Genomic DNA, 26,375 nt, shown 5'->3' on the forward strand with positions numbered 1-26,375 from the left:
CATGGGCGCTGCCACAGTCGCCGTCACCGACGCCACCTTCGATGCCGAAGTCCGCAAGTCGCCTATTCCGGTCGTCGTGGATTTCTGGGCCGAATGGTGCGGCCCCTGCCGCCAGATCGGCCCGGCGCTTGAGGAACTGGCCTCGCAATACGCCGGTCAGGTCAAGATCGTGAAGGTCAACGTGGACGAAAACCCCGACAGCCCCGCCGTTTTGGGTGTGCGCGGCATCCCGGCGCTGTTCATGTTCAAGGACGGCCAGGTCGTGTCGAACAAGGTCGGCGCAGCGCCCAAAGCCGCTCTGGAAAACTGGATCAAGTCGGCGATCTGATCCCGGCCCGATTGCAACCTACGACGCCCGGCCTTGCCAGAGGCCGGGCGTTCTGCATTCTGGCGGCATGGTCAGTCTGAACGTCCTCCTCCTCGGCGGCACCGGCACCATCGGTCGGGCGACGGCGCGGGCGCTGCGGGCCGAGGGGCATCGGGTGACCGCGCTGATCCGTCCCATGGCCGACGCCAGCCTCCTGCCTGGCTGCACGGTGATAAGGGGAGATTTCCCCGAAGCGCTTCCCGCCGTCATGACCGGCATCGAGGCCGTCGTCTCCTGCCTCGCCTCGCGCACCGGAGCGTCGCAGGACGCCTGGGCCGTCGACCACGCCGCCAACTCCGCCGCGCTGAAGGCTGCCGTAGCAGCGGGTGTTCAGCACTTCACCCTCCTCTCCGCGATCTGCGTGCAGAAGCCGCTGCTGGAGTTCCAGCGCGCCAAGCTGGCGTTCGAGGCGGAACTGCAGGCCGCCCCAATCGGCTGGACCATCGTCCGCCCCACCGCCTTCTTCAAATCGCTCTCCGGCCAAGTCGCCCGCGTGCAGGAAAACCGGCCGTTCCTGGTGTTCGGTGATGGCAAGCTCACGGCCTGCAAGCCGATCTCGGACGCCGATCTGGCGCGGTTCCTGACGCTGACCCTGACCGACCCCGACAAGCGTAACCGCATCCTGCCCATCGGAGGCCCCGGTCCCGCGATCACGCCCTTGGACCAGGCCGCAATGCTTGCCGCTCTCTTTGATCGACCCGTTCCAGTGAAGAAAGTCCCTGTCGCTCTGATGACCGGGATCATCGCGGTCCTCACTGCCCTTGGCACCGTCTCGCCCCGCTTTGCGGCCCGCGCCGGGCTGGCGCGTATCGGGCGCTACTATGCCACACAGTCCATGCTGGTCTGGAACCCCGCCACCCAGTCCTACGACGCGGACGCCACCCCCGAATTCGGCACTGACCGCCTTGAAGACCACTACGCCGCCATGCTCCGCGGCGAGGTTGCGGATGACCGCGGGGCGCATGCGATCTTCTGACCGGCCCCCGCATCCGTTCTTTCATTGGCAAGACTTTTCCTGTATGGCCCCCGCCATCTGAGACGTGCGGCCCGCCCCCGGGGCACATGCAAAGGATACGGGGGAAGGGCGGCAATGGGGCCGCCGGATAACGAGGGCACCGGCAGGGGCCGGGTCCTCAGAGGAAACGATACATGTTCAATGTGACCAAGAAATCGATCCAGTGGGGCAACGAAACGCTCACTCTGGAAACGGGGAAAGTTGCGCGCCAGGCAGATGGCTCGGTGATCGCGACGCTGGGCGAGACCCAGGTGATGGCCAACGTGACCTTCGCGAAATCGGCGAAGGAGGGCCAAGACTTCTTCCCGCTGACCGTTCACTACCAGGAAAAGTACTATGCAGCCGGCAAGATCCCCGGCGGCTTCTTCAAGCGCGAGGCGCGTCCTTCTGAAAAGGAAACGCTCGTCTCTCGCCTGATCGACCGTCCGATCCGCCCGCTGTTCGTCGACGGCTTCCGCAACGAAGTGCTCGTCATGGCGACCGTGCTGTCCTGCGACCTGGTGAATGACCCCGACATCGTGGCGATGATCGCAGCTTCCGCCGCCCTCACCGTCTCGGGCGTGCCGTTCATGGGCCCGATCGGCGCGGCCCGCGTTGGTTTTGTCGACGGCCAGTACGTGCTGAACCCGGCGATGGACGACATGACGCAGCTGCGCATGAAGCCCGAACAGCGCCTGGACCTCGTCGTCGCCGGCACCAAGGACGCCGTGATGATGGTGGAATCCGAGGCTTACGAGCTGACCGAAGAGGAAATGCTCGGCGCCGTCGTCTTCGGCCATCAGCAGATGCAGCCGGTGATCGACCTGATCATCGACTTCGCCGAGACCTCGGCCAAGGAACCCTACGACTTCTCGCCGCCCGATTTCTCGGACCTCTATGCCAAGGTGAAGAAGGCTGGCGAGTCCCTGATGCGCGCCGCCTTTGCGCTGCGCGACAAGCAGGAACGCACCACCGCGATCGAGGCCGCGGTCGCCGCGATCAAGGCGAAGATGAACGAAGAAGACGCCGCCAACCCGAACCTCTACCCGGCGATCAAGCAGCTGGAATCGGCGGTTCTGCGCGGTGACGTGGTCAAGAAAGGCGCCCGGATCGACGGTCGCGACACCAAGACCGTCCGCCCGATCGTCTGCGAAACCGGCGTTCTGCCGCGCGCGCACGGCTCGGCTTTGTTCACCCGGGGTGAAACCCAGGGCCTCGTCGTCACCACGCTCGGGACCGGCGAAGACGAACAGATCATCGACGCGCTGAATGGTAACTACCGCTCCAACTTCCTCCTGCACTACAACTTCCCGCCCTATTCGGTCGGCGAGGTTGGCCGCGTGGGCTCGCCCGGTCGTCGTGAGATCGGCCACGGCAAGCTTGCCTGGCGCGCACTGCAGGCGGTTCTCCCGGCTCCGACTGACTTCCCCTACACCATCCGCGTCGTGTCCGAGATCACCGAATCGAACGGCTCTTCCTCGATGGCGTCGGTCTGCGGCGGGTCGCTGTCGATGATGGATGCGGGCGTGCCGCTGAAGGCCCCCGTGGCTGGCGTGGCCATGGGTCTGGTGCTGGAAGAGGACGGTGACTGGGCGGTCCTGACCGACATCCTGGGCGACGAGGACCACCTCGGCGACATGGACTTCAAGGTCGCGGGCACTGCCGCTGGCATCACCTCGCTGCAGATGGACATCAAGGTTGCCGGGATCACCCCGGAGATCATGAAGCAGGCTCTTGCCCAGGCGAAAGACGGCCGTCTGCACATCCTGGGCGAAATGGCCAAGGCCATCAGCGCGCCGCAGGGCTTCAGCGAGTACGCGCCGAAGATCGAGACGATGCAGATCCCGACCGACAAGATCCGCGAAGTGATCGGCTCGGGCGGCAAGGTCATCCGCGAGATCGTCGAAGTCTCGGGTGCCAAGGTCGACATCAACGACGACGGCCAGATCAAGATCGCCTCGAACGACCAGAAGGCCATCAAGAAGGCCTACGACATGATCTGGTCGATCGTGGCGGAACCCGAAGAGGGCCAGATCTACACCGGCAAGGTGGTGAAGCTGGTCGACTTCGGCGCCTTCGTGAACTTCTTCGGCAAGCGCGACGGTCTGGTGCACGTGTCCCAGATCGCCAACAAGCGCCTGAACCACCCGAACGAGCTGTTGAAGGAAGGCCAGGAGGTCAAGGTCAAGCTTCTGGGCTTTGACGACCGTGGCAAGGTGCGCCTTGGCATGAAGATGGTCGATCAGGAGACCGGTGAGGAAATCACCGAGAAGAAGGAAGAAGCCGCCGAGGGCTGAGGCCTTTTTCGACGTCAGACCAAGGCCCTGGGGGAGACCCTGGGGCCTTTTTCTATGCGTGGACGTCCAGCCCGCCCAGTTCCGCAAGCAGGCCGACAATCCGCTCCAGACCCTTGCCACTCCGCAGGTCGGACAGGACGAAAGGCCGCCCCGCCCGCGCCTTCGCCGCGTCGGATTCGAGCATCTCCAGATCAACACCGACATAGGGCGCAAGGTCGGTCTTGTTCACCACAAGGATGTCCGACCGCATCAGCCCCGGTCCCTTCTTGCGCGGGATATCCTGCCCCGCCGCCGTGTCGATCACATAGATCGTCAGGTCGGCCAGTTCCGGCGAGAAGGTCGCGGCGAGGTTATCGCCGCCCGACTCGATCAGGATCAGATCCAGGTCCGTATGCACCGCCCGCAGGTCCGCGACCGCTGCCAGGTTGATGCTGGCATCTTCCCGGATCGCCGTATGCGGGCAGCCGCCGGTTTCAACGCCCCTGATCCGGTCCAGCGGCAGGACTTGGGCTCGCATCAGGAACTCGGCATCCTCGCGGGTGTAGATGTCATTGGTGATGACTGCCATCGACAGCTGCGGTGCCAGAACCCGCGACAAAGCCGCCGTCAGCGTGGTCTTGCCCGCGCCCACCGGGCCACCGATGCCGACGCGGAGGGGGCCGTTGGGGGAGGTCATGACCGGAATATCCTCGTTTCCATAAATTCCTGCGCCTTCGCCGCAATGTCCGCGCCCGGGGAGAAGGTGTACAGCTCCTCTTCCCCTGCGCCAGAAGCGCGCTCAGCCGCGTCGGCGATCACCGGGGCGAGCGCTGCCAGAATCCGTTGCGCTTCGGCTTGGCCCATTGGCATGAAACGGACCGCGACCGAGAGAAGCTGCACCGCGAGCGACTGTAGATACAGGCCTAGAACCTCGACTTCTGGCACCTGTATAGACGCCGTTTCCTTCGCCAAAACAAGCACATATGGCAGGTCCGGCGCCGTGGCATCCGTCAGGGCGCGGAAGCCGCTGGACAGCTCCGCCGCCTCCAACCGCCGTCCAATGGCCGGTATATACGCCTCGTACAGGTCGGCCAGCGCCCCAAGGTCCGCTCCCGGCTGACGCCCCATCGACAGGAACACCGCATCGGCAAAGCCCGACCCGCGTTGGATCACCGCCGCAACCCAGGCCTCCATCCCCGCCCCGTCCCGCACCGCGCCGGTCGAGATCGCCCATTCCAGCCCTTGGCTATGCGCAAAGGACCCGATGGGGAAGGCGGGCGAGAGGATCTGCGTCAGCCGCAGGCGGTCGAGGTCAGCCATGATGCGCCAGCGGGAAGCCATGCGGCCCGTGGTCGTGACCCAGGGTCCGCCCATGCCCATAAGCCCCGCCTTCCGGGCGGAACGGACCGATCACACGCTCCAGCTTCGCCCCCAGCCCGACCAGCATGCCTTCCAGCACATGGTCCTGCCGGATCACCAGCCACCCCTCCTGCACCTCGCACGGCGTATGCCGGTTGCCGATATGCCAGGCGAGCCGCGCAAGGTTCGGCCCCGTCACCCGTACCACGGGTTCATCCGCCGCCCGCACCTCGACCAGCCGACCATCGTCCGTCTTCAGCGCGTCGCCGGGTTCCAGGTTCGTCGTCTGCGCGAGGTCGACCATCACCGGCTCCCCGGCATCGGTCATCAGCCGCTTCCGGCGCAGAAAGCGTTCGTCGTAGGACAAGGTCACCGTGGCGGCTGGGCCGGTCCATTGGTCTTTCGGCAAATGCGTGCGGGCGGGCAAGGGAAACGGCATGTCAGTACAAGAAATAGCGTTGCGCCAAGGGGAGTTCGGTAGCGGGCGCGCAGGTCAGCAGCTCGCCATCCGCCCGCACCTCATAGGTCTCGGGATGCACCTCAATCTGCGGCATCGCGTTGTTCAGCTTCAGATCCGCCTTCGTCACCGTCCGCGTCCCCTTCACCGCCACCAGGTCCTTCCGCAGCCCAAGCTCACGTCCCACCCCCGCAGCCTCGGCCGCCTGGCTGACGAACAGCACCGCCCCGCGCTCCACAGACCGGCCAAAGGCCGCGAACATGGGCCGCGAAAACACCGGCTGCGGCGTCGGGATCGACGCATTGGTATCCCCCATCTGCGCCATCGCGATCGACCCGCCGACCAGCACCATCTCGGGCTTGGCCCCGAAAAACGCCGGAGACCACAGGACCAGGTCCGCCCGTTTGCCGACCTCCACGCTGCCGATATGCTGACTGAACCCATGCGCCAGCGCCGGGTTGATCGTGTATTTCGCGACATAGCGGCGGACGCGGAGGTTGTCGTTGTCCCCCGTCTCGTCACTCAGCCGCCCGCGCTGCTGCTTCATCTTGTGCGCGGTCTGCCAGGTCCGGGTGATGACCTCGCCCACCCGGCCCATCGCCTGGCTGTCCGACGAGATGATCGAAAACGCCCCCATGTCATGCAGGATGTCCTCGGCCGCAATGGTCTCGCGCCGGATGCGGCTTTCGGCAAAGGCCACGTCCTCAGGGATCGAGCGATCCAGGTGGTGGCAGACCATCAGCATGTCCAGATGCTCTTCGATGGTGTTCACCGTGTAGGGCATCGTCGGGTTGGTTGAGGACGGCAGCACGTTCGGATGGCTCGCCACCTTGATGATGTCCGGGGCATGTCCGCCCCCTGCACCTTCGGTATGGAAGGCGTGGATCGTCCGGCCCTTGATCGCAGCCAGAGTGTTTTCGACGAACCCGCTCTCGTTCAGCGTGTCGGTATGGATCATGACTTGCACGTCCATATCGTCTGCGACCGAAAGACAGCAGTCGATCGCGCCGGGCGTCGTCCCCCAATCTTCATGCAATTTCAACGCACAAGCACCCGCGTTGACCATCTCGACCAGGGCCTCGGGGCGGCTCGCGTTGCCCTTCCCTGACAGGCCGAAGTTGATCGGGAAGGCATCCAAAGCCTGCAGCATCCGCCCGATGTGCCAGGGCCCCGGCGTGCAGGTCGTGGCCAAAGTCCCATGCGCCGGGCCGGTCCCGCCGCCCAGCATCGTCGTCACGCCGGAATGCAGCGCGTCCTCGATCTGACCGGGGGCGATGAAGTGTATATGCGCGTCGATCCCGCCCGCGGTAAGGATGCGCCCTTCGCCCGCAATGACCTCGGTCCCCGGGCCGATGATGATGGTCACGCCCGGCTGGGTATCCGGGTTCCCGGCCTTGCCGATGGCATGGATCAATCCGTCGCGCAGGCCCACGTCAGCCTTGTATATACCGGTCCAGTCGACGATCAGCGCGTTGGTGATGACTGTATCTACAGTCCCGCCCGACCGCGGCACCTGGGACTGCCCCATCCCGTCGCGGATCACCTTGCCGCCACCGAACTTGACCTCTTCGCCATAGGTCGTCAGGTCGCGCTCGACCTCGATGATCAGGTCGGTATCCCCAAGACGAACCCTGTCACCCGTGGTCGGGCCATACATGGCGGCATAGTCGGCGCGGGCGATGCGGTAGGCCATGGTCAGTCCCTCACGGTGTGCCGGGGCCGCGACGGGCCAGGCGCTTGGCATTCGCACTGGTCCGGCGGCGGATAGGTTTCAGGGCGTGGTCGGCAATGACAGCGGGCGACTTGCCCCTCAGGGCCGCACGGGTCGCGGCCAAGCTCGCGTCCTGCGCGGCGACCAGTTTTTCGCTGACCATCCGGGCGTTTTCCGACGGCTGGACACGCCACATCCCCGCCATCCCCATCAGGCGCATGCCGATCACCATCTGCGCCTCGGCCAGCATGAGGGCCGTCTTGATCTGCAGCCGGATGATCTCGATGGGGTTGAACAGGGGATGCATCAGGCCTGGAACCTTTCGTCGACGGGGACGGATAGCGCCGTGGCAATGGCGTTGGTCTGGCTGGCCAGCGCGATCACCGACAGAAGCTCGCCATGCTGCGCCGATGTCATGCCTTTCGCCTTGGCCGCCGCCGTGTGGGAATGGACGCAGTAATCGCAGCCGTTTGCAGTGGAAACCGCGATGTAGATCAACTCCTTGACCAGCGGGTCCAAGGCGCCCGGGGCCATGACGGCCTGCGCCCGATCCCAGGTCGCTTTCAACAGGGCAGGATCATGCGCCAGTGCGCGCCAGAAGTTGTTGACGTAATCGGTCTGCCGCTTGGCCCGGATGTCATCGAAGACGGCGAGGGCCTCGGCCCCCGCCTCTTCATCCCGCAGAAGGGGGACAACCGCCATCACGCCACCGCCATCACGCGCGCCGGGCCGCCGGTGCCGGTCTTGTGCTTCGGCGCTCCGATAAACACCGTGGCACCCGTCGCCGGCAACTGGTCGAGGTTCGCCATGTTCTCGATCCCGAAGCGCCCGCCCGGCAGCCATGAGAAATGCACCGCGAAATCAGCGGAATTACCGGGGTCGAGCGACAGCGTATCGACGCCGATGCAGGCAACATCCATCCCGGCCAGCATGTCCGTCGCGGCCTTGGAAAAGCCCGGGAAGGCGAACTTGCCGTCGGGCGTGTTGCGGTACAGAGGATCTCCGACCTTGGCAGCCCAGCCCGAGTTCATCGCCACGCAGGACCCGGCCGGGATCTCGCCATTGGCCGAAACCCAGGCCTCGATGTCTTCCGGCTCGACCATCGCGTTGGCGTCCTCTGCGGCCTTGGCGGTCAGGTCCAGAACGCACAGCGGGCAGACCAGTTTTTCGGGCGCAAGGTCGGCGACCGAGGTACCATCAGCAGTAAAGTGCAAGGGCGCGTCGATATGGGTTCCGGTGTGCTCAAAGATCGTCAGCTTCCACAGCTGGTAGCCCGAGTCGGCGAACTTGACGGCGGGCTCGTACAGGATGCCCGGGTTGCCGTCGAAGGTCGGGAAGGCCCCGTCATAGGCATGGGTCAGGTCCACGACCTTACCCGACGCCTGCGCCAGCGCCGGTTTCGCCGTGGTCAGGCCGCTGGCAACGACGGCGGCAGTGGTCGCGGCAGCCCCAGTGAACAGCGCGCGGCGCGAGAGCATTGAGTATTTGATGTTTTCGATCAGGCAGGCGTCACACATCGGTCGATCTCCCTGTTGATGCGGAGATCGAAGCGTCGACACGCGCTTCCCTCGCGTCAAGCATCATTCCAGCGGGCCCATCACTTTCTGGTTGAAGCCGTAGACAACGCGCGCGCCGCTGAGCGGAACCAGCCGTACCTCCCTCGACTGCCCCGGTTCAAAGCGCACCGCTGTCCCCGCCGGAATGTCCAGCCGCTGGCCCCGCGCGGCATCGCGATCGAAGGACAGGCCCGGGTTCGTCTCGGCAAAGTGGTAATGGCTGCCCACCTGCACCGGTCGGTCCCCGGTATTGGCGACCATCAAGACGGTGACCAGCGCGCCTGCGTTCAGTTCGATCTCGCCCGCGGCGGCAAGGATTTCCCCGGGGATCATCGCCGCACCCGGTAGACCACGACAGCCACGACCAGCCCAGCCAGCGCCAGGATCGCCAGATGATCCGGCTGGGTCAGGAAGTGCACAAGCCCGCTACCCCCGTGGTCCCCCGGATGGGCAAGCGCCGGAGACGCGAGAGCAGCGAGGAGGAAAGTCAGTCGTTTCATCGGGTTACCTCAGCGGATCGGGTGGTGGACGGTCACCAGCTTGGTGCCATCGGGAAAGGTGGCTTCGACCTGGACGGAGTGGATCATTTCGGGCACGCCCGCCATGCACTGCTCACGAGTGATGACATGGGCACCGGCCTGCATCAGGTCCGACACGCTTCTCCCATCCCGCGCGCCTTCGACGACGAAATCGGTGATCAGCGCGATGGCCTCGGGGTGGTTCAGCTTGACGCCGCGCGCCAGGCGGCCCCTTGCAACCATCGCGGCAAGCGACACCAGCAGCTTGTCCTTCTCGCGCGGGGTCAGGTTCATGGGTTCACTCCCTGCATCTGCCAGACACGCGGCAACGGGCGGCCCGTCAGCCGCGCCAGCACCGCGCCCAGATAAACTTTCAACGGCCAAGGCTCGACAGCCACGGCGCGCATCAGGCAGCGCCCGTTCCAGCCCGAGACCGCTGCCGTCACGCCCTCGGGCACCGGAACTGCGCGCAAGCTATCCACCGCCGCCTCGCGCCCCGGCCCGCAGAAGGCGAGCGTCGCAAAGGCCGCGCCGCCGTGCAGGATCGCCGCGCCCTCGGCCATAGCCAGCGCGCCTTCGTCGAGCCGCAGTTGCTCCACCCACAGGGGCCGCCCGCGCACCGTCACCCGCCGCCGATCCGTCAGCCGGGCCGCGCTGGGGCGTTCGCCCATCGCCCGCCGCCCCAGCACCACCATCTCGGACAACAGGCACGCCGCCCCGTCGCCCAGATCGATCTCGGTCCGCCGCTCCAGGTCCGCGCCTTCGAAGAGGATCGTCTCCTGCGGCGCCCAGACGAGGTCCGCACCCGCACCCGCCGTCATCGCAACGGTCAACCGCGCCGGACCCTCCAACGCCAGATAGGCCCGTTCCGCCGTCTGCGTCGTCGCTTGCACCTTCGCGCCATCGCCCAAAGCCAGCGCAAACCCGATCCGGTCGCCCGAGGTCAGCCCGCCCGAGGTGTTCAGGAACACCACCTCCGGCCACTCCGGAGCCGACCTGGGCAGCATCGCCCGGGCCGAGCCCTCCTGCCGCAAATCCGCCAGCCGCGTCACCGGACCCCGCAGCCCCAGCCGGACATAGGCCTGGCCAAAGGCCCGCTGGCGGATCGTCTGTGGTGCAAGGCAGTCGCGCGGCATGATGCCCCTGTTCTAGGGACCGCGCCGCACCGCCCGCAAACCGGATCGCGCGGGCAGCAAAAGGGCCGAGACCGCCTGCGCGACTCGACCCCTTTCCTGCCCTGAAATCGGGCGGATTGCCCAATTATCAGGCGGTCTGCTTACACCTTGGCAAAGCGCAGGTAGGGCAGCTTGATGTCCAACTCGCCAAACCGCTCTTTCGCCTGATCGTTGTTAAGCGCCAGCGCAACGATCACGTCCTGCCCCGGCACCCAGTTCGCGGGGGTCGCCAGCGGCACGCCATCGGTCTTCTGCACCGCGTCCAGCGCGCGCAGGATTTCCGCGAAGTTCCGGCCGATCGACATCGGGTAAGTCATCGACAGGCGGATCTTCTTGTCCGGCCCGACGATATAGACCGTCCGCACCGTGGCCGAGTTCGCGGGTGTCCGCCCCTCGGTCGGCAGATAGTAGTCGGCGGGCAGCATGTCATAGGCCTTGGCGACGGTCAGGCTGGTGTCGTCGATGATCGGGAAATCGGCCGGAGCGCCGCCGAACGCCTCGATGTCGCGTTTCCACTTGCCGTGGTCTTCCACGCTGTCGACCGACACGCCGATGACCTTGGTGTTGCGCTTTTTCCATTCCGCCGCCAGCTGGGCCACGGCGGCGAATTCCGTGGTGCAGACCGGGGTGAAGTCGCGCGGATGGCTGAAGATGATGCCATAGCTGTCGCCCAGCCACTCATGGAACTTGATCGTTCCGGCGGTCGACTCGGCGGTGAAATCGGGGGCGATGTCGTTGATGCGGATGGCCATGGGGAACCTCATGCGGTTGGAATCCTGCTGGCCGGAACATAGGCCCAAAAGAACAGGGTTTCATCCCCCCGCGTGATTGGCTGGGCAAATAGGAAAACCGTTCCACTCAGGGGCGAAGAGACAACAGGTTTGTCCCATAAGGGGCCGTCAGTCGAAGGTCCCTGTCACCCGTCCGAACAGCATGAAGGCGCGTGCCGTTCGCGTATCGGCCAGATCGGCAAGCTCGGCATCGCTGGCGTTTGGCTCAAAGGCCGCGAAAGTCTTGTCGAAGGTGCGCAGGAAGTGGTGCGCCGCATCGCGGAAGACCGGATCCGACTTCATCCGCGCCGCCGTCAAGGTCAACGAGGCGCGGTCGCGGATCCCGCCCAGCGCAGCGATCGACCGTCCCCGCTCTCCGCCCGCAAAGCGCCGCCAGACCTCTGGGTGGCACAGGTCGGGCTGCAGGTCGTCGACATAGATGCCGTCCTGACTGAGCAGCGTCAGCACATCCTGCGCCGCGCGGATCAGCTTGGCCGAGGTCCGGTCCTCCAGCGCGAGGCGCAGGGCGCGGAAACCCTCCTTGTCCTCGGGCGTTTCGGGAAACTGCAGCGCCCGGATGAAGTTCGCGACCGACAGGGGTGGGCGGAACTCCTCCGGCGGGGTGCCGAGCGCCAGCGTCGGCTCTTCGACGGATGGTTCCGGCTGTGGGGTGACCAGCGCGGCCTTGCGATCCGCCGAAGGCACCGACAACGCGGCATCCCGGCGCGAGGTAAACGTCGCCAGCACGGTCTGCGCCTCTTTGGTCGAGGCGGCGATCTCATCGATCTTCTTTTCGACCGATGGCTTCAACCCTGACGGCTGTGCCTGCGACTGGGCCTGCACATAGCTTGACCGCATGGCATCGACCGTAGCCTGCAACCGCTTTGCCTCAGCCCGCAGCTCACGGATCGACCGCAGCGTGATGACAACGGCCCAGATCAGCGCGATGGGCAGAAAGACCATCAGCAGCGTCATGATCAAGCCCAGCGTCCGCGTCTCGCTGCCGGGCGGCGTGATCAGCACATAGACCAGGATCAGGATGACCCAGACCAGGCTCAGCGCGATGCCGCCGATCTCCATGCTTCGGCTCGGACGGTCGTTCAGCTGCGCCAAGGGGCCGGAGCCAAGTCCGTTGTCACCTCTGGGCGGTTCGATCACCGGTTTCACCTGGGTCACCCCCCAGATCAGATGTAACGGATCGACAGGATTTCATAGGATCGGGTCCCGCCCGGGGTCTTCACCTCGACGCTGTCACCCTCTTCCTTGCCGATCAGCGCGCGGGCCAGCGGCGAGCGCATGTTCAGCAGCCCGTTCTCGATGTTGGCCTCGACCTCGCCGACAATCTGGAAGGTCTTCTCTTCGTCGCTGTCTTCATCCACCAGCGTCACGGTCGCGCCGAACTTGACCGCGCCCGACAGCTTGGAAGGATCGATGACGTCCGCCAGCGACAGGGTGCCTTCCAGCTCCTTGATGCGGCCCTCGATGAAGCCCTGTTTTTCCCGCGCAGCGTGGTACTCGGCGTTTTCCGAAAGGTCACCATGTTCGCGGGCTTCCGCGATATCCCGGATGATCGCCGGACGGTCCACCGTCTTCAGCTGCTTTAGTTCCGCATCCAGCGCATCGAACCCGCGCCGGGTCATCGGGATCTTTTCCATCGGCATTCCACAGTAAAAGAAGAAGTCACGGATCGAGGCGCGATCCATGACTTCGGGCTAGGCTCGGCTCACCTCACCCGATGGAATGCGCAAATGCAAGGGGTCATGCCGCGCATGGGCGACAGGCGGTCGTCGCAAAGACAGAAAGTTTTGCGGGGGATGCGCCTGTGGATCCCGTGCTGTTGCGTCACGGTTGACCTTGGGTCGCCGCTGCGGCAACAGGGAAGCCGCGAAAAAGCCAGGGTTCAGGGTGGGTGGGACCGCCCGGGAAGGAAGCCAATGACCGTTCAGCGCGAGAAGATGGATTATGACGTCGTGATCGTTGGCGCGGGGCCTGCGGGCCTGTCGGCGGCGATCCGGCTCAAGCAGCTGGACCCGGACCGTTCGGTCGTCGTGCTGGAGAAAGGCTCCGAGGTCGGCGCGCATATCCTGTCCGGCGCTGTGTTGGACCCCTCGGGGCTTGATGCGCTGCTGCCCGACTGGCGGTCGATGGGCGCACCGATCAAGACCGAGGTGAAAGAGGACAACTTCTACCTTCTCGGCCCAGCCGGTCAGGTCCGCATCCCGAACTGGCCGATGCCGCCGCTGATGTCGAACCACGGCAACTACATCGTCTCGATGGCCAACGTCTGCCGCTGGATGGCCGGTGTCGCAGAAGGCCTGGGCGTCGAGATCTTCCCGGGCATGGCCTGCTCCGAGCTTGTGTTCGAGGATGACAAGGTCGTGGGTGTCGTCGCCGGCGAATTCGGCCGCGACCCCGAAACCCGTGAGCCCGGCCCCTCCTACGAACCCGGCATGGAGCTGCGCGGCAAGTACGTCTTCCTCTCCGAAGGCGTGCGCGGCAGCCTCGCGAAGCAGGTCATCGCCAAGTACGACCTCTCGAAAGGCCACTGCCCGCAGAAGTTCGGCCTCGGCATGAAGGAAATCTGGGAGATCGACCCCGCCAAGCACCGCGAGGGCACCGTCACCCACACGATGGGTTGGCCGCTCGGCAAGAACGCTGGCGGCGGGTCCTTCATCTATCACCTGGAGAACAACCAGGTCTACGTGGGCTTCGTCGTCCACCTGAACTACGAAAACCCGCACCTCTACCCCTACATGGAGTTCCAGCGCTTCAAGCACCATCCGATGGTCGCCGAACTCCTCAAGGGCGGGAAGCGCGTGGCCTACGGTGCCCGGGCGATCAGCGAGGGCGGCTGGCAGTCGATCCCGAAGATGGTCGCGCCCGGCGTGGCCCTCCTCGGCTGCTCGGCGGGCCTCGTCAACGTCCCCCGCATCAAGGGCAACCACAACGCCATGCTCTCCGGCAAGGCCGCCGCCGAGGCCGCCCATGCGGCGATCACCGCGGGCCGCGCCCAAGACGAACTCACCGCCTATGAAACCGCAGTCCGCACCGGCGCCATCGGCCGCGACCTGAAGAAGGTCCGCAACGTCAAGCCGCTCTGGTCGCGCTACGGCCTCGTCGCCAGCCTGATGGGCGGCGGCGTCGACATGTGGCTGAACACCATCGGCCTTACCGCCTTCGGCACCCTGAAGCACGGCAAGTCCGACGCCGCCGCCACCGGCGAGGCCCGCGACTTCAAGCCGATCGACTACCCCAAGCCCGACGGCAAGCTCTCCTTCGACCGGCTCACGAACGTGGCCTTCTCCTTCACCAACCACGACGAGGCGCAGCCCGCCCACCTCGTCCTGAAGGACCCGTCCATCCCCATCGCCGTCAACCTGCCGAAATACGCAGAACCCGCCCAGCGCTATTGTCCCGCCGGCGTCTACGAGGTGCTGGGCGAGGGCCAGGATGCCACCTTCCGGATCAACTTCCAGAACTGCGTCCACTGCAAGACCTGCGACATCAAGGACCCGTCGCAGAACATCAACTGGACCACCCCGATGGGCGGTGGCGGCCCGAACTACCCCAACATGTGACGCCCGCATAAGGGCGACTCACGAAAGCTTGTCCCGATCCACGGGGCCCGGCCGCAAGGTCGGGCCCCGCTGCATTGCGCGGCAGCGCCAGCCGGGCTAACTTCCACTCGACCGTCAAGGAGAGGCCCATGCGTTCCGCAGTTTTCCGCACTTTGTCCGCCCTGGCACTTGCGGCGGCCCTGGGCACTCCCCTGCAGGCCGAGGAAACTCCGGACAGCGGCGCCTATCTTGCGGCCCGCGTGGCTGAGGCTGAAAACGACTTCCGGTCGGCGGCGATCTGGTACGGCCGCGCGATCATCGCGGATTCCGGCAATCCCGACCTCCTGGACGGTGCGATCCTGGCCGAAATCGGCGTGGGCGACTTTCCCTTGGCCATCGACGTCGCAAGGATGCGCCAGAAGCTCGGCACCGAGCAGGGCCTTGACCCCAGCCAGCTGGCGGAAATGACGCTTCTGGCCGACGAAGCCAACCGTGAGGATTATGCGGCGATCCTGACCGCGGCGAATGGCGGGCGCGATCTTGGTGATCTCGCCGACCAGCTGGTGCTTGCGTGGGCCAAGGTTGGCGAAGGCAAGATGTCCGAGGCCATTGAGGCCTTCGACGCCGTGACCGAACGCCAGGGCTTTGAGGCCTTCGGCTACTTCCACAAGGCCCTGGCGCTGGCCTCGGTCGGCGATTTCGAAGGCGCGGACGAGATCCTGTCGGGCAAGGCCGCCGGTCCCATCCGGGTGATGCGGCGCGGGGTCTTTGCCCATGCCCAGATCCTCAGCCAGCTGGAACGCAATGCCGACGCGCTTGAGCTTCTGGACCGCAGCTTCGGCCCCGGACCCGACCCGATCGTCGATGCCGTCCGCCGCAGGCTGCAGGCGGGCGAGCCGATCCCGTTCGACACCGTCCGTACCGCAAAGGACGGCATCGCCGAGGTATTCTATTCGATCTCGACCGCGCTCAGCGGCGAGGCGGATCCGGTCTACACCCTGATCCACCTGCGCGTTGCCAGCTACCTGCGCCCGGACCACTCCGACGCGCTGCTGCTCACCGCAGACGTGCTGCAAGATCTGGAACAGCACGAACTCGCCACTCAGACCTACACCACCTTCAAGTCCGACGATCCCGCCTTCGTGACCGCCGAAATCGGCCGCGCCGGGGCGCTTCGGGCGCAGGGCAAGGCCGATGCCGCCATCGAAGCGCTGCAGACATTGGCCCGGGCGCATGGCGACCTGGTCCCGGTGCATTTTGCGCTGGGCGATGTCCTGCGCAGCGAGGAACGCTTTGACGAAGCCGAACTGGCCTACACTGCCGCCATCGACCTGACCAAGGCTGGCGGAAACGAGGACTGGGTCCTGTATTTCTATCGCGGCATTTGCCACGAACAGTCCAAGGACTGGGCGCCCGCCGAAGCCGATTTCCGCAAGGCTCTGGAACTGAATCCGACCCAGCCGCAGGTGCTGAACTACCTTGGCTACGGCTTGGTCGACCGCGGCGAAAAGCTGGACGAAGCACTTGATATGATCAAGAAGGCGGTCGCTGGTGACCCGGAACAGGGCTACATCATCGACAGCCTCGCCTGGGCCTATTTCAAGCTGGGCCGCTATGACGAGGCGCTGGAGCCGATGGAGAAGGCCTCGCTTCTGGAACCGGTCGATCCGATCGTCACCGACCACCTGGGCGATGTCTATTGGATGAATGACCGCAAGCTTGAAGCCCGCTTCCAGTGGCGCCGCGCCTTGTCGTTCGAGCCGACCGAAAAGGACAAGGCCCGCATCCTGCGCAAGCTTGAGGTCGGGCTGGACGTGGTCATGGCCGAAGAGGCCGCGGGAACCGAGCCGGTCAAGGCCGCCGAGAATGGCAACTGACGGGCCTGACCAGTTCGTGCCCGACGAATTCGCGCCTGCCAAGATCAACCTCTGTCTCCATGTCACCGGCCGTCGCGCAGACGGCTACCACCTGCTCGACAGTCTGGTGGTCTTCGCCGGTGTCGGTGACCGCGTTTCTGCGACCAGGGGCGCCGGCCTGTCGCTGCAGATCACCGGCCCAGAGGCCGCGGGTCTTTCGGCTGACGCCGACAATCTGATCCTGCGGGCGGCACGGGCGATGGGCGCGCGCGACCTGGCCTTCGTGCTGGACAAGCGGCTTCCCGTGGCATCGGGGATCGGGGGCGGTTCGGCGGACGCGGCCGCTGCATTGCGCCTCATCGCCCGGCAGACGGGCTTGCCGCTGCCCGATGCCGGAACGGTCCTAGGGCTGGGCGCGGATGTGCCGGTATGTCTGGCTGGGCACCCGGTCCGGATGCGCGGTGTGGGCGAGGACCTGCAGCCGCTACTGCCCCTGCCACCGCTCGGCTGCCTGCTGGTCAATCCGCGGGTGGCCGTGCCGACCCCGCAGGTCTTCACGGCGCTTCAATCCCGCGACAACCCGCCCCTTCCCGACCTACCCCCAGATGCGCTGAGTACAGCGGCGGGCTTCACCGCCTGGCTTGCCGCCAACAGCCGTAACGACCTGGTTGCCCCGGCGCGCGCCATCGCTCCGATCCTCGCAAAGGTCCAGACCATGCTGGAGACGCTTCCCGGCTGCCTGCTGGCCCGCATGTCAGGCTCTGGCGGTACGCATTTCGGACTTTTCGCAACCGCCGAAGATGCCGAAGCCGCGGCCCGAGCGCTAAGCCGATCCCACCCCCACTGGTGGATCGCTTCCGGCGGCATTCTTTCCGGCTGAACCGGACCAACCACCGCGACGCCCACCGGACTGCTCACCGGACCGCTCCTCGTTCGACTTCGTCTCCTCGTCGCAAGCTGCTTCACGCAGCGCCCGGGCGGGTCGGTTGCCGGGATGTTGTTACTGGCCCGTTGCCTCTGTTGGATAGGCTCCAAAGGCACGCTTTTCTGGCCGCTCTCCCCGTCAGAAATTCAGGTTAACAGATGGTTACCGTCCACGAGCAAGTCATTCTAAAATATAAGTTATCCGAAAATGTCCACCGTGGACACTCTTGCCGCCCCGATCAGAAGTAACTTCGGACCAGCGCCCCCGAGATCAGCGCCCAGCCGTCCGCGACCACGAAGAAGATCAGCTTGAACGGCAAGGAGACGATGGCCGGCGGGACCATCATCATCCCCATCGACATCAGGATCGCCGCGACGACGAGGTCGATAATCAGGAAGGGCAGGAAGATCATGAAGCCGATCTCGAACGCCCGCTGAATCTCGGACAACAGGAACGACGGGATCAGCAGCGACAGCGGGGCGTCTGCTGGCGCGACCGGGGTGGCCGACCGCAGGTCATTCAGGGTCTGCAGCGTCTCCAGATCGACCCGCGCCGCCATGAAGACCCGGAACGGCGCGATGGCGGCTTCCAACCCGGGGGCCAGCTCCATCCGCCCGCTCGTCATCGGTTCGATCCCCTTGACCCAGGCCTCGGTGAACACCGGGTCCATCACATACCAGGTCAGGAACATCGCCAGGCTGATGATCAGCATGTTCGGCGGCGCCTGCTGCAGGCCGATCGCCTGCCGCAGGATCGACAGCACGGTGACGATGAATGGAAAGCAGGTCACCATCACCGCAAGCCCCGGCACGATCGACAGCACCGTGATCAGCAGCAAGAGCTGCACCGACCGCAGCGACAGGGTCTCACCCCCGGCACCACCGAAGTCGATCGACATCTGCTGTGCCAGGGCAGGCCCGGCGAGCAGTGTCAGGGCGACGGCCAGCCCTGCAACAAGCTTCACAGTCCGCCCCGCAGATTGGCGACCTCGGTCAGGCGGACGGCAAGCTGGCCTGCATGTTCCCCCTCCTGCTCGATCAGTTCGCCCCGGGCGATCAGCCGGTCGCCCACATAAAGCTCCACCGGGTCGTCCACGCGGCGATCCAGCGGCAGGACCGCGTCCTTCGACAGCCGCAACAGATCGCGCACCAGCGGGCGCGCCCGACCGACAGAGATCGTCACCTCGATGGGCACCTGGCTGAACGGGTTCGTGTCGGAAATGTCTTCCATGATGCTCCTCAGGCGTTGAGGGTGAAAAAGGCGCGGACGGCCGTGGCGATGTCAGCGGTGACCTGCGAGAGGTCGACCTTGGTTTCGGTCGCCCCGAAGCGGATGTAGACCTGCCCCTCGGGCAGGGACGGCTCTTCCTCGATCACCATTGGCAGGCCAGTCGCCTGGGCCACGAGGTCTTCGACCTGGGCCCGAACAGCCGGATTCAGGACAAGTGTCAGCGGCGCATCGGCCATCGCTTCCGCAAGCGGGGTCAGCGTGTCGAGCACGGTCGGGGCAAGGGCTTCGCGCGCGACCTCGGGCAGGAGGCGGCTGATCATCTCAAGCATGAGGGGGCGGATTGCCTGCAACACATGGCTGCGGGCGTCCTGAAACGTGAAGGCCAGGGTTTGCAGGTTACGTGCCAGATCGGCCCGGATGCGCGTCTGGTCGCCTTGCTGAGCGGCCGCTGCATCATCCCAACCGGCAGCATAGCCCTGTTCGAAGGCCGCGACCTTGGCTTCCTCGACCGCCGTCGCTTCGACCATCGGCTGCAGCGAGCCGTCAGAGGCCATCGCGGTGTCAAACACTTCAAGCCGCAAGGAGGGCATCAGGCGCGCTCCTCTTCATGTTCCATCCAGCCGCGGAGAATCTCGATCGACTCGGTCTGACGCGCTTCGATCAGGCGGCGGAGGCGCGTTGCAGGGTCCTCTTCAACATCGTCAGCAGCCAGCTGGCCTGACATGTCGCCCATGCCATTCCCAAAGCCGCCGAAGTCGAAACCGTTGTCCACTTCCCCGTTGAGAGCGGCCATGCCGCCTGGGACATCGGCTGCAGGCAGGGCAAGTGTCGCATCAGGTGCGGGCAGCGCCTGACGGTTGGCAGAGGTCAGGATCGGGCGGATCACGAATAGCCCCAGAACCAGCGCCACCAGCGCCAGAACAGCCGTCTGAATGATGGTCATCACGTCGATCTGGCCGATAGGCGGCAGGATGCTGGTCGTCGGCTCGGTGCCCAAGGGGGCCACAACTTCCTGGAATTCCAAAGACTTAAGGGTAAGGATATCACCCCTTGCCTCGTCTAGGCCGACGGCAGAGGCCACCAGTTCCCGCAGAGCCGCAAGCTCCTCCTCGGGTCGTGGGGTCCAGGTCCGAGTGCCATCGGCGGCGATGGTCACCACGCCATCGACCATGACGGCCACCGTCATCCGCCGCACGGCACCCGGGCTGCGCAGGATTTCACGCTGCGTTTCCGAAACCTCGTAGTTCACCCGCTCACGCGTTTCAGAGCTTTGGCTGCGACCCTGGTCACCGGCCCCAGCATCACCCTCGGGCAGGTTTGACGCCACCGTCACCTCGCCACCGGGTTCGGTGCTGGAGTCGCTACGCTCTTCGGTTTCCGATGAGATGGCGACACGGCCTTGCGGGTCAAACCTGCGCTCGGTGATCGCTTCACGTTCCGAGTTGAGATCGATCGACACCTCGACGATGGCCTTGCCCTCACCGACGCGGGCGGCAAGCAGACGCTCGACATTCCCTTTGATTGCGGCGGCACGATCATCCGCGCTGCCGGCATTGAAGGCATCCGGCTCGCTGCCGCCGATCAGCCCCGCCACGGTATCGATGATCTGGACATTGTCGGGTGTCATTCCAGCTACAGCACTGGCGACCAGGTGGCGGATGGCGCGAGCCTGAGCCTCATCCAGGCTGCCCGACGCTGTGGTCAGCGTGACGGATGCGGTGGGTTGCGAATCCGGCTGAAACGCACGGGAAGGTGCACTGGCAATGTGGACTCGGGCCGCCTTGACCTGCGGCAAGGCCAGCAAGGTGCGGGCAATCTCGCCTTCCTTCGCGCGCCAGTAGGCGGCGTCGAACATCTGCGAGGTGGTGCCGAAGCCTGAAAGCGAATCGAGGAGTTCGTAGCCACCACCACCCGCGGTCGGCAGCCCCTCGGAGGCGAGCGACATTCGAAGCGAGTCGCGCTGGCCGATATCGACGAAGATCGAATCACCACGCACTTCGTAGGCCACGCCCCGCTGATCCAGGGCGGTAACGACCTCACCCGCAGCCGATGGTTCAAGGCCCGCATACAGAAGGCCCATTTCGGGCTGACCTGCCAACCGGCTTAGGGCGAGAACGGCCGCGAACATGGCCACCGTTGCACCCACAATGATGACGCGACGGCGCAGATCAAGCGAGGCCCAGATGGAAAGCAGGTTTTGCAAGGCGATTCTCCGGCTCCGGCGTTCTGCCGTGGTCTCACCTTTCATCGGTTCGGCTTAACAATCGGTTAGTGACCTTTGATCTATGTTTGTTCCCATCCGGAAGCTGAGGGATGAAACATGGCAACGGCAGAAGCCACTGCAGAAGAGGAACCGAAGAAGCGGTCGAAGAAGCCGCTTCTCATTGGGCTGGTCCTGGCCCTGGTGCTGGGTGGCGGAGGGTTTTACGCCACGTTCTCCGGGCTAATCCTGGGCGGGGAAGAAGAGCATACCGAGGAAGAGGCAATCCCCGGTCCGCTTACCGGGATTGCATTTGTTCCGCTTGAAACGATCGTGGTGTCTCTGGGCCCGGATTCGGGCAGCGAGCATTTGCGGTTCACCTCCCAACTGGAAGTGGTGGACACGGCCGCAGCGGATGTGACGACGCTGACGCCACGCATTCTGGATGTCGTGAACAGCTATCTGCGGGCCATCGACACGGCGTCAATCGAGGATCCGCAAGCCATGGCGCGGCTCCGCGCGCAGATGTTGCGGCGGATCCAGATCGTCACCGGGGAAGGTCGGGTGCGTGACCTGCTGATTACCGAATTCGTTTTGAACTAGGACGGGATCCATGGACCTGATCGCCGATATTCTTTTGATGGCAGGCTCATTCGGCGCTGCGATCTATTGTTACGTGCTTTCGACGCGGTTGAAGAAGTTCACCACGCTGGAGACCGGCATGGGCGGGGCCATCGCCGTACTGTCCGCCCAGGTCGACGACATGACAGTCGCGTTGGAGAAGGCGCGGCAAGCGGCCAACGGTTCGGCCGAAGGTCTGGAGGCCTTGACCGCGCGCGGCGAGGCGGTGGCACGCAAGCTGGAACTTCTGGTTGCCTCGCTGCATGACCTTCCGGAGCCGAAGGCCCCGCAGGCAGCGCCCGCCGAAGAGGTGCGCGAAGAAGAGCGGCGCCTTCGGTTCGTGCGTCGGCGCGCATCGCGCGATGCCCTGGAGACCACCGAATGAGCCGCCGGAGACTGGGACACGGGGCACTGTTCGTCGTGGCAATGCTCTTCGCTTCGTCAGGTGCATTGCGCCTGGGATCGGGGATTGGATCCGCCCTTGCAGAAGCCAAGGAGGACCCCGAAGCCGCCGCCGTCGAGACGGAGCCCACGTCCTGCGAGATGCCCAGCGCCCTGGCCGAGGCCCTGACCCTGCGAGAGGAACGTCTTGCCGAGAAGGAAGCGGCTCTGAAGGATCGGCTGGCGGCCCTGGCCCTGGCGGATGCGGCGATCACCAAGCGCATGGAAGAGCTTCGCGCCGTCGAAGAGGAGCTGAAGGCCACCCTCGCCATCGCGGACGGCGCGGCCGAGGAAGACATCCAGCAGCTGACCGCAGTGTACCAGGCGATGAAGCCCAAGGATGCCGCCGCCTTGTTCGAGACGATGTCTCCCGAGTTCGCGGCGGGCTTCCTGGGTCGGATGCCTCCGGACTCGGCGGCCGCAATCTTGTCGGGCATGTCCGCGGAGGCGGCCTATGGCATCAGCGTCATCGTCGCCGGCCGGAACGCGACGGCACCCACCGAATGAATCCGGTCAGAGAGTCTTAACCCGCGCCCGGGATACTGGCCGCACCAAAAGCAAGACAGGACTGCAACATGCTTGGCTTCGTCGGCATCGCCGTCATCCTCATCATGGTCTTCGGCGGCTACGTCCTGGCCGGCGGGAAGATGGGCATCATCCTCAAGGCGCTGCCATTCGAGATGATCATGATCGGCGGTGCAGCGGTCGGGGCCTTCCTGATCTCGAACGACATGGCGGCGGTCAAGCAGACGCTCAAGGACATCGGCAAGGTTTTCAAGGGACCAAAGTGGAAGACGGAGGACTATCGCGATCTCCTTTGCCTTCTGTTTGAGCTTATCCGCCTGGCCCGGTCAAACCCGGTGGCGCTGGAAGAACATATCGAATCACCGGAAAATTCTTCGATCATCGCGAAATATCCGCGCATCCAGCACGACCATGAGGCGATGGAAATCATCTGCGACACGCTGCGGGCCGCGTCGATGAACTATGACGACCCGCATCAGGTGGAAGAGGTGCTGGACAAGCGGATGGAGGCGACGCTGCACCATGCGATGCACTCCAGCCATGCGCTGCAGACCATGGCCGATGGTCTGCCCGCCCTGGGGATCGTCGCGGCCGTTCTGGGCGTGATCAAGACCATGGGCTCGATCGACCAGCCCCCGGAAGTGCTGGGCAAGATGATCGGTGGCGCCCTGGTCGGGACCTTCCTGGGCGTCTTTCTTGCCTATGGTCTGATGGGCCCCTTTGCCGCGCGCGTGAAGACCGTGGTCGAGGACGACATCCATTTCTACCAGCTGATCCGGGAAGTCCTGGTCGCGAACCTGCATCGTCATCCGGCAAACATCTGCATCGAGGTTGGCCGGCAGAACACGCCACACCATGTTCGCCCGGGCTTCAGCGAGCTTGAGGAGGCCATGCGGAACCTGAAGCAGGATGCAGCATGACCCGTTTCCTGGCCGTCCTGCTTGCGCTGGCCGGGCCCGCTGGTGCCGAAACGGCGCTGGTCTATTCGGGCGAACACGGTGCGTTTACGCGCCTGGTCGTCGAACTTCCCGCAGCATCCGAATGGACTGTGGGCCGTACGCCTGAGGGCTATGCCTTTGCGGTCAAGCAAGCTGGCCAGCCCGACTATGACTTGTCTCGCGTCTGGCAAAGAATCTCGCGCACGCGCGCCGCCGCGCTGCAGGTCGATCCCGAAAGTGGTGCCCTGCTGCTTTCCCTCGGCTGCGACTGCCATGTCTTCCCTTTCGAGTACCGGCCCGGTGCCATCGTTCTTGACATCAAGCCCGGACCTGCCCCGGCGGGTTCGGTGTTCGAGGCAGATTTTCAGGGTGAACCAGACCTTCCTTCCGACACACCGTCGACGACCGAAACTGCTGCGGCTGCATACGACTGGTTGAACGTGCCGCAGTCGCCTGCGACCCTTCCCCTCCAGGATTTTCCCCTGCCACTTCCGACTGGCGAAGTCTCACTTGATCCCTTGCGGGATGAGCTTCTGGAACAGATCGCGCGAGGCGCGGCAGACGGCCTGGTCGAGATGAGCTTGCCGAGTCCAGAGGTTTCTTCAGAAAAGGGTGCCAGGGAAGAACTGCCGTGGTCAAACGTGCTTCTCGGTGAGCAGCCGGGCATTGTGGTCACTGATCCGGATGCCTTCGTCGAGGGTTCAGGAACGACCGCGACCTGCCCGGACGACAAGCTGCTCGATGTGGCGGCCTGGGGTGGGGACGGCTCACCCCTCGACCTGCTTGCAGCGGCCCGAGCGGATATATTTGGCGAGTTCGATGTAGCAGATCCCGAAGCGGTGCTGCAGTCGGTGCAGTCGCATCTCTACCTTGGCTTCGGTGCCGAGGCTGCGCAGGTTGCCGGGCTTGCTGACGCCGGGCAGGACGATGAGGTGCTGGAACTGTACCGGTCGATGGCACGGATCGTGGACGGCGAAACCGACCCCACCACCCCCTTTGCGACAATGCTGGACTGCGATGGACCGGCAGCGCTCTGGGCAGCGCTGGCGCGGGATCGTCTGCCGCCTGGACAAGGCATGAACCGTGATGCCGTTCTGCGGTCCTACCTGGCACTTCCCCCGCACCTGCGCGCCCATCTGGGAAGCGGTCTGGCAGAGAAATTTCTGGCGCTCGACGACTCCGATGCGGTGCGCACTATCCGTGACGCGATGGAGCGTACGCCCAACATCAATGCCGCAACCGTTGCGCTGCTTGATGCGGAAAGCGAACTGCACCAGGGCAATTCCGATGCGGCCCGTGCCCATGCCGAAGAAGCGGTCTCGCTCGAGGGCAACACACCAGACGGGTTGGTTGCCCTGGTCGAAGCACATTTCGGCACGCTTGAACCCATCGGCCCCGATGTGGCCGAAGCGCTGATTTCGGGGCGCAGGGAAATCGGAGACACCAAACTGGCGGCTGAGGTCGACCGGGCCATTGTCCTTGCGCTTGCGCTTTCAGGTCAAACCGAGGCCGCATTTGCGACCGAGGCGGCCAAGGGAGAAACCCTTGTCGATCTCTGGCGAGTTGTCGATCAGCGCGCCACGGATGACGAATTCCTGCGCCACGCCGTATTGCCAGCAGGAACAAAGCCTCCGGATGTGCCAACGGACCTGAGCCTGAAGGTATCTCGACGTCTGCTGACGCTGGGTTTCCCCGATGCAAGCTTGTCCTGGCTTGGTCCGGTCGGGCCTGCCGATGAGCCCGACCGCCGTTTCGCTGCCGCAGAGGCCCTTCTGGACACCGGCGATCCGACCACTGCCGTCGACCTGCTTGAAGGGCTTGCGGGGCCGGAAGTCGCTGCCGTTCGAGCAGAGGCGCTTCTTGCTGCGGGCGATCTGACCGCAGCGCGTGAGGCGTTGGCGGCGACCGGTCAGTCGGATGCGGCATCGCGCACAAGCCTCTGGCAGGAAGACTGGTCAAGCCTTTACCCGACAACGCCGGAAGTCTGGCAGAGCGCGGCAGAGCTGACCCAGCCGATCGAACCGGACGCCGATACCGGGCCGATTGGTCGCGGCACGCAAGCCATCGAGTCCAGTGCCGCAGCACGCGCGGCAATCGAAGCCTTGCTCGGATCCGTCGCCCAACCCGATGGCGGCTGAAGCGGGTAACCGACCGGAAAGATTCGCCCGCTAGATTGCGGTCATCCCCCGGCAGAACGCCTGGGAACCAGACGCGAAAAAGGAAGAAAATGGCCTTCGGGAATCCTGGTCCGACCCTGCGCGTCCTGTCCACGGTCTGTTGCCTTCTGGTCCCCGCGTCAGGCCATGCCCTTTCCGATCCGCCAGTCCTGTGCCGCGACGCCGCCGCCAAGGCCGCAAAGGAAACCGGTGTGCCGTATGAGGTCTTGCTGGCGATCTCGATTGTCGAGACCGGGCGCGACGACCAGCCCTGGCCCTGGACGGTGAATTTCGGCGGTGACGGCCGCTGGTACGAAAGTGCGGCAGAGGCAGCCCGGAATGTCGACCTGGCTCTAGGCGAGGGTGCCACGAACGTTGACCTCGGCTGCTTCCAGTTGAACTACCGCTGGCATGCGTCGGCTTTCGCATCGCTCGACGACATGCTGGACCCTGTGCAGAACGCAAGTTACGCGGCCGAATACCTGTCGCAGCACTACGCGAAGACCGGGGATTGGGCGCTCGCCGCGGCTGCATATCATTCCGGCACGCCAGAGTTTGCTGAGGCCTACAAGCGCAAGTTCGTGGCGGCGCATGACCGCCTGGCCGAGGGCGAGGGTCCGGTCAGCGAACCTGTCGCGGATCGGCAGAACCGCTTTCCCCTGCTTGTCGCAGGCGACCCTGGGCAGAACGGCTCGCTTTTTCCTTCTGCCAATGGCGGGCGACCGCTGATCGGAGATCCCTGA

30 protein-coding genes are annotated in these 26,375 nt (G+C 65.0%); 12 read left to right on the forward strand and 18 right to left on the reverse strand.

What is annotated here, in order from left to right:
- Position 1 precedes the first annotated feature (1 nt).
- From trxA to pnp, 3 genes are all read left to right on the forward strand, one after another.
- A complete protein-coding gene (gene trxA, locus AC2EAL_RS03705) occupies positions 2-328 on the forward strand; it encodes a thioredoxin (protein WP_484722819.1) in 327 nt (108 codons plus the stop codon).
- Positions 329-395: 67 nt separating this feature from the next.
- Entirely contained in the window at positions 396-1,343 is a 948-nt protein-coding gene (locus tag AC2EAL_RS03710; protein WP_484722820.1) for an NAD(P)H-binding protein, read from the forward strand.
- 173 nt (positions 1,344-1,516) lie between these two features.
- Positions 1,517-3,658 (forward strand): polyribonucleotide nucleotidyltransferase, encoded by a 2,142-nt coding sequence (gene pnp, locus AC2EAL_RS03715; RefSeq protein ID WP_484722821.1) that lies wholly within the window; start codon positions 1,517-1,519, stop codon positions 3,656-3,658.
- Positions 3,659-3,710: 52 nt separating this feature from the next.
- Here pnp and ureG read toward each other — a convergent pair whose 3' ends face one another.
- From ureG to greA, 14 genes are all read right to left on the reverse strand, one after another.
- Entirely contained in the window at positions 3,711-4,334 is a 624-nt protein-coding gene (gene ureG, locus AC2EAL_RS03720) for an urease accessory protein UreG (RefSeq protein ID WP_484722822.1), read from the reverse strand.
- The gene (locus AC2EAL_RS03725; protein ID WP_484722823.1) at positions 4,331-4,957 is read right to left on the reverse strand and encodes an urease accessory protein UreF; all 627 of its coding nucleotides are present in this window, start codon (positions 4,955-4,957) and stop codon (positions 4,331-4,333) included. Before AC2EAL_RS03725 ends, ureG begins: the two co-directional genes overlap by 4 nt.
- A complete protein-coding gene (locus tag AC2EAL_RS03730) occupies positions 4,950-5,435 on the reverse strand; it encodes an urease accessory protein UreE (protein WP_484722824.1) in 486 nt (161 codons plus the stop codon). Before AC2EAL_RS03730 ends, AC2EAL_RS03725 begins: the two co-directional genes overlap by 8 nt.
- A gap of 1 nt (position 5,436) precedes the next feature.
- A complete protein-coding gene (gene ureC / locus AC2EAL_RS03735; protein WP_484722825.1) occupies positions 5,437-7,146 on the reverse strand; it encodes an urease subunit alpha in 1,710 nt (569 codons plus the stop codon).
- A 10-nt stretch (positions 7,147-7,156) separates the two neighbouring features.
- Positions 7,157-7,471, reverse strand: coding sequence for an antifreeze protein (locus AC2EAL_RS03740; RefSeq protein ID WP_484722826.1), 315 nt, complete (start codon positions 7,469-7,471; stop codon positions 7,157-7,159).
- A complete protein-coding gene (locus tag AC2EAL_RS03745; protein ID WP_484722827.1) occupies positions 7,471-7,866 on the reverse strand; it encodes a carboxymuconolactone decarboxylase family protein in 396 nt (131 codons plus the stop codon). Before AC2EAL_RS03745 ends, AC2EAL_RS03740 begins: the two co-directional genes overlap by 1 nt.
- Positions 7,866-8,681 carry a cyclase family protein gene (locus tag AC2EAL_RS03750; protein ID WP_484722828.1) on the reverse strand — a complete coding sequence of 272 codons (816 nt, stop codon included), beginning with the start codon at positions 8,679-8,681 and terminating at the stop codon, positions 7,866-7,868. The genes AC2EAL_RS03745 and AC2EAL_RS03750 overlap by 1 nt, the downstream gene beginning before the upstream one ends.
- Before the next feature lie 63 nt (positions 8,682-8,744).
- Positions 8,745-9,053, reverse strand: a complete 309-nt coding sequence (locus AC2EAL_RS03755) for an urease subunit beta (protein ID WP_484722829.1) — start codon at positions 9,051-9,053, stop codon at positions 8,745-8,747.
- A complete protein-coding gene (locus AC2EAL_RS03760; protein WP_484722830.1) occupies positions 9,050-9,220 on the reverse strand; it encodes a hypothetical protein in 171 nt (56 codons plus the stop codon). Before AC2EAL_RS03760 ends, AC2EAL_RS03755 begins: the two co-directional genes overlap by 4 nt.
- Positions 9,221-9,229: 9 nt before the next feature.
- Positions 9,230-9,532, reverse strand: coding sequence for an urease subunit gamma (locus AC2EAL_RS03765; protein ID WP_484722831.1), 303 nt, complete (start codon positions 9,530-9,532; stop codon positions 9,230-9,232).
- Positions 9,529-10,374, reverse strand: a complete 846-nt coding sequence (locus tag AC2EAL_RS03770; protein ID WP_484722832.1) for an urease accessory protein UreD — start codon at positions 10,372-10,374, stop codon at positions 9,529-9,531. The genes AC2EAL_RS03765 and AC2EAL_RS03770 overlap by 4 nt, the downstream gene beginning before the upstream one ends.
- 140 nt (positions 10,375-10,514) lie before the next feature.
- Positions 10,515-11,165 carry a peroxiredoxin gene (locus AC2EAL_RS03775; RefSeq protein ID WP_484722833.1) on the reverse strand — a complete coding sequence of 217 codons (651 nt, stop codon included), beginning with the start codon at positions 11,163-11,165 and terminating at the stop codon, positions 10,515-10,517.
- A 147-nt stretch (positions 11,166-11,312) separates the two neighbouring features.
- Entirely contained in the window at positions 11,313-12,359 is a 1,047-nt protein-coding gene (locus AC2EAL_RS03780) for a hypothetical protein (RefSeq protein WP_484722834.1), read from the reverse strand.
- A gap of 8 nt (positions 12,360-12,367) precedes the next feature.
- Entirely contained in the window at positions 12,368-12,838 is a 471-nt protein-coding gene (greA, locus tag AC2EAL_RS03785; RefSeq protein ID WP_484722835.1) for a transcription elongation factor GreA, read from the reverse strand.
- 279 nt (positions 12,839-13,117) lie between these two features.
- Here greA and AC2EAL_RS03790 point away from each other — a divergent pair, with 279 nt between their 5' ends.
- From AC2EAL_RS03790 to AC2EAL_RS03800, 3 genes are all read left to right on the forward strand, one after another.
- On the forward strand, positions 13,118-14,761 hold the full coding sequence (locus AC2EAL_RS03790) for an electron transfer flavoprotein-ubiquinone oxidoreductase (RefSeq protein WP_484722836.1): 1,644 nt from the start codon (positions 13,118-13,120) through the stop codon (positions 14,759-14,761).
- A gap of 128 nt (positions 14,762-14,889) precedes the next feature.
- On the forward strand, positions 14,890-16,617 hold the full coding sequence (locus AC2EAL_RS03795) for a tetratricopeptide repeat protein (RefSeq protein WP_484722837.1): 1,728 nt from the start codon (positions 14,890-14,892) through the stop codon (positions 16,615-16,617).
- 16 nt (positions 16,618-16,633) lie between these two features.
- A complete protein-coding gene (locus tag AC2EAL_RS03800) occupies positions 16,634-17,476 on the forward strand; it encodes a 4-(cytidine 5'-diphospho)-2-C-methyl-D-erythritol kinase (protein ID WP_484723392.1) in 843 nt (280 codons plus the stop codon).
- A gap of 283 nt (positions 17,477-17,759) precedes the next feature.
- Here AC2EAL_RS03800 and fliP read toward each other — a convergent pair whose 3' ends face one another.
- The 4 genes from fliP to fliF all read right to left on the reverse strand — a co-directional run bounded on the left by fliP (position 17,760) and on the right by fliF (position 20,999).
- Positions 17,760-18,419, reverse strand: a complete 660-nt coding sequence (gene fliP / locus AC2EAL_RS03805; protein WP_484723393.1) for a flagellar type III secretion system pore protein FliP — start codon at positions 18,417-18,419, stop codon at positions 17,760-17,762.
- Between the two features lie 62 nt (positions 18,420-18,481).
- A complete protein-coding gene (locus AC2EAL_RS03810) occupies positions 18,482-18,751 on the reverse strand; it encodes a FliM/FliN family flagellar motor switch protein (protein WP_484722838.1) in 270 nt (89 codons plus the stop codon).
- A gap of 8 nt (positions 18,752-18,759) precedes the next feature.
- Positions 18,760-19,341 (reverse strand): FliH/SctL family protein, encoded by a 582-nt coding sequence (locus AC2EAL_RS03815; protein WP_484722839.1) that lies wholly within the window; start codon positions 19,339-19,341, stop codon positions 18,760-18,762.
- On the reverse strand, positions 19,341-20,999 hold the full coding sequence (gene fliF, locus AC2EAL_RS03820) for a flagellar basal-body MS-ring/collar protein FliF (RefSeq protein ID WP_484722840.1): 1,659 nt from the start codon (positions 20,997-20,999) through the stop codon (positions 19,341-19,343). The genes AC2EAL_RS03815 and fliF overlap by 1 nt, the downstream gene beginning before the upstream one ends.
- 72 nt (positions 21,000-21,071) lie before the next feature.
- Here fliF and AC2EAL_RS03825 point away from each other — a divergent pair, with 72 nt between their 5' ends.
- The 6 genes from AC2EAL_RS03825 (at position 21,072) to AC2EAL_RS03850 (ending at position 26,375) form a co-directional block, all read left to right on the forward strand.
- Entirely contained in the window at positions 21,072-21,554 is a 483-nt protein-coding gene (locus tag AC2EAL_RS03825) for a flagellar basal body-associated FliL family protein (protein WP_484722841.1), read from the forward strand.
- Positions 21,555-21,564: 10 nt separating this feature from the next.
- Positions 21,565-21,957 (forward strand): hypothetical protein, encoded by a 393-nt coding sequence (locus AC2EAL_RS03830; protein ID WP_484722842.1) that lies wholly within the window; start codon positions 21,565-21,567, stop codon positions 21,955-21,957.
- A complete protein-coding gene (locus AC2EAL_RS03835; protein ID WP_484722843.1) occupies positions 21,954-22,520 on the forward strand; it encodes a MotE family protein in 567 nt (188 codons plus the stop codon). The genes AC2EAL_RS03830 and AC2EAL_RS03835 overlap by 4 nt, the downstream gene beginning before the upstream one ends.
- A 68-nt stretch (positions 22,521-22,588) precedes the next feature.
- The gene (gene motA, locus AC2EAL_RS03840; protein WP_484722844.1) at positions 22,589-23,458 is read left to right on the forward strand and encodes a flagellar motor stator protein MotA; all 870 of its coding nucleotides are present in this window, start codon (positions 22,589-22,591) and stop codon (positions 23,456-23,458) included.
- Positions 23,455-25,614 carry a hypothetical protein gene (locus AC2EAL_RS03845; protein ID WP_484722845.1) on the forward strand — a complete coding sequence of 720 codons (2,160 nt, stop codon included), beginning with the start codon at positions 23,455-23,457 and terminating at the stop codon, positions 25,612-25,614. Before motA ends, AC2EAL_RS03845 begins: the two co-directional genes overlap by 4 nt.
- Before the next feature lie 89 nt (positions 25,615-25,703).
- Positions 25,704-26,375: a transglycosylase SLT domain-containing protein gene (locus tag AC2EAL_RS03850; RefSeq protein WP_484722846.1), complete on the forward strand. Its 672-nt coding sequence runs from the start codon at positions 25,704-25,706 to the stop codon at positions 26,373-26,375.

Source organism: Tabrizicola sp. T74, assembly GCF_057219935.1.

Coding starts and splice junctions, on each gene's coding strand:
- AC2EAL_RS03815 (WP_484722839.1), bottom strand. CDS start 19,341: ATGCCCTCCTTGCGGCTTGAAGTGTTTGACACCGCGATGGCCTCTGAC.
- AC2EAL_RS03725 (WP_484722823.1), bottom strand. CDS start 4,957: ATGGCTGACCTCGACCGCCTGCGGCTGACGCAGATCCTCTCGCCCGCC.
- fliF (WP_484722840.1), bottom strand. CDS start 20,999: ATGAAAGGTGAGACCACGGCAGAACGCCGGAGCCGGAGAATCGCCTTG.
- trxA (WP_484722819.1), top strand. CDS start 2: ATGGGCGCTGCCACAGTCGCCGTCACCGACGCCACCTTCGATGCCGAA.
- greA (WP_484722835.1), bottom strand. CDS start 12,838: ATGGAAAAGATCCCGATGACCCGGCGCGGGTTCGATGCGCTGGATGCG.
- AC2EAL_RS03825 (WP_484722841.1), top strand. CDS start 21,072: ATGGCAACGGCAGAAGCCACTGCAGAAGAGGAACCGAAGAAGCGGTCG.
- AC2EAL_RS03745 (WP_484722827.1), bottom strand. CDS start 7,866: ATGGCGGTTGTCCCCCTTCTGCGGGATGAAGAGGCGGGGGCCGAGGCC.
- AC2EAL_RS03750 (WP_484722828.1), bottom strand. CDS start 8,681: ATGTGTGACGCCTGCCTGATCGAAAACATCAAATACTCAATGCTCTCG.
- AC2EAL_RS03795 (WP_484722837.1), top strand. CDS start 14,890: ATGCGTTCCGCAGTTTTCCGCACTTTGTCCGCCCTGGCACTTGCGGCG.
- AC2EAL_RS03850 (WP_484722846.1), top strand. CDS start 25,704: ATGGCCTTCGGGAATCCTGGTCCGACCCTGCGCGTCCTGTCCACGGTC.
- AC2EAL_RS03830 (WP_484722842.1), top strand. CDS start 21,565: ATGGACCTGATCGCCGATATTCTTTTGATGGCAGGCTCATTCGGCGCT.
- AC2EAL_RS03810 (WP_484722838.1), bottom strand. CDS start 18,751: ATGGAAGACATTTCCGACACGAACCCGTTCAGCCAGGTGCCCATCGAG.
- AC2EAL_RS03775 (WP_484722833.1), bottom strand. CDS start 11,165: ATGGCCATCCGCATCAACGACATCGCCCCCGATTTCACCGCCGAGTCG.
- AC2EAL_RS03755 (WP_484722829.1), bottom strand. CDS start 9,053: ATGATCCCCGGGGAAATCCTTGCCGCCGCGGGCGAGATCGAACTGAAC.
- AC2EAL_RS03760 (WP_484722830.1), bottom strand. CDS start 9,220: ATGAAACGACTGACTTTCCTCCTCGCTGCTCTCGCGTCTCCGGCGCTT.
- AC2EAL_RS03845 (WP_484722845.1), top strand. CDS start 23,455: ATGACCCGTTTCCTGGCCGTCCTGCTTGCGCTGGCCGGGCCCGCTGGT.
- motA (WP_484722844.1), top strand. CDS start 22,589: ATGCTTGGCTTCGTCGGCATCGCCGTCATCCTCATCATGGTCTTCGGC.
- AC2EAL_RS03730 (WP_484722824.1), bottom strand. CDS start 5,435: ATGCCGTTTCCCTTGCCCGCCCGCACGCATTTGCCGAAAGACCAATGG.
- fliP (WP_484723393.1), bottom strand. CDS start 18,419: ATGTCGATCGACTTCGGTGGTGCCGGGGGTGAGACCCTGTCGCTGCGG.
- AC2EAL_RS03710 (WP_484722820.1), top strand. CDS start 396: ATGGTCAGTCTGAACGTCCTCCTCCTCGGCGGCACCGGCACCATCGGT.
- ureC (WP_484722825.1), bottom strand. CDS start 7,146: ATGGCCTACCGCATCGCCCGCGCCGACTATGCCGCCATGTATGGCCCG.
- AC2EAL_RS03790 (WP_484722836.1), top strand. CDS start 13,118: ATGACCGTTCAGCGCGAGAAGATGGATTATGACGTCGTGATCGTTGGC.
- pnp (WP_484722821.1), top strand. CDS start 1,517: ATGTTCAATGTGACCAAGAAATCGATCCAGTGGGGCAACGAAACGCTC.
- AC2EAL_RS03835 (WP_484722843.1), top strand. CDS start 21,954: ATGAGCCGCCGGAGACTGGGACACGGGGCACTGTTCGTCGTGGCAATG.
- AC2EAL_RS03740 (WP_484722826.1), bottom strand. CDS start 7,471: ATGCATCCCCTGTTCAACCCCATCGAGATCATCCGGCTGCAGATCAAG.
- AC2EAL_RS03770 (WP_484722832.1), bottom strand. CDS start 10,374: ATGCCGCGCGACTGCCTTGCACCACAGACGATCCGCCAGCGGGCCTTT.
- AC2EAL_RS03765 (WP_484722831.1), bottom strand. CDS start 9,532: ATGAACCTGACCCCGCGCGAGAAGGACAAGCTGCTGGTGTCGCTTGCC.
- ureG (WP_484722822.1), bottom strand. CDS start 4,334: ATGACCTCCCCCAACGGCCCCCTCCGCGTCGGCATCGGTGGCCCGGTG.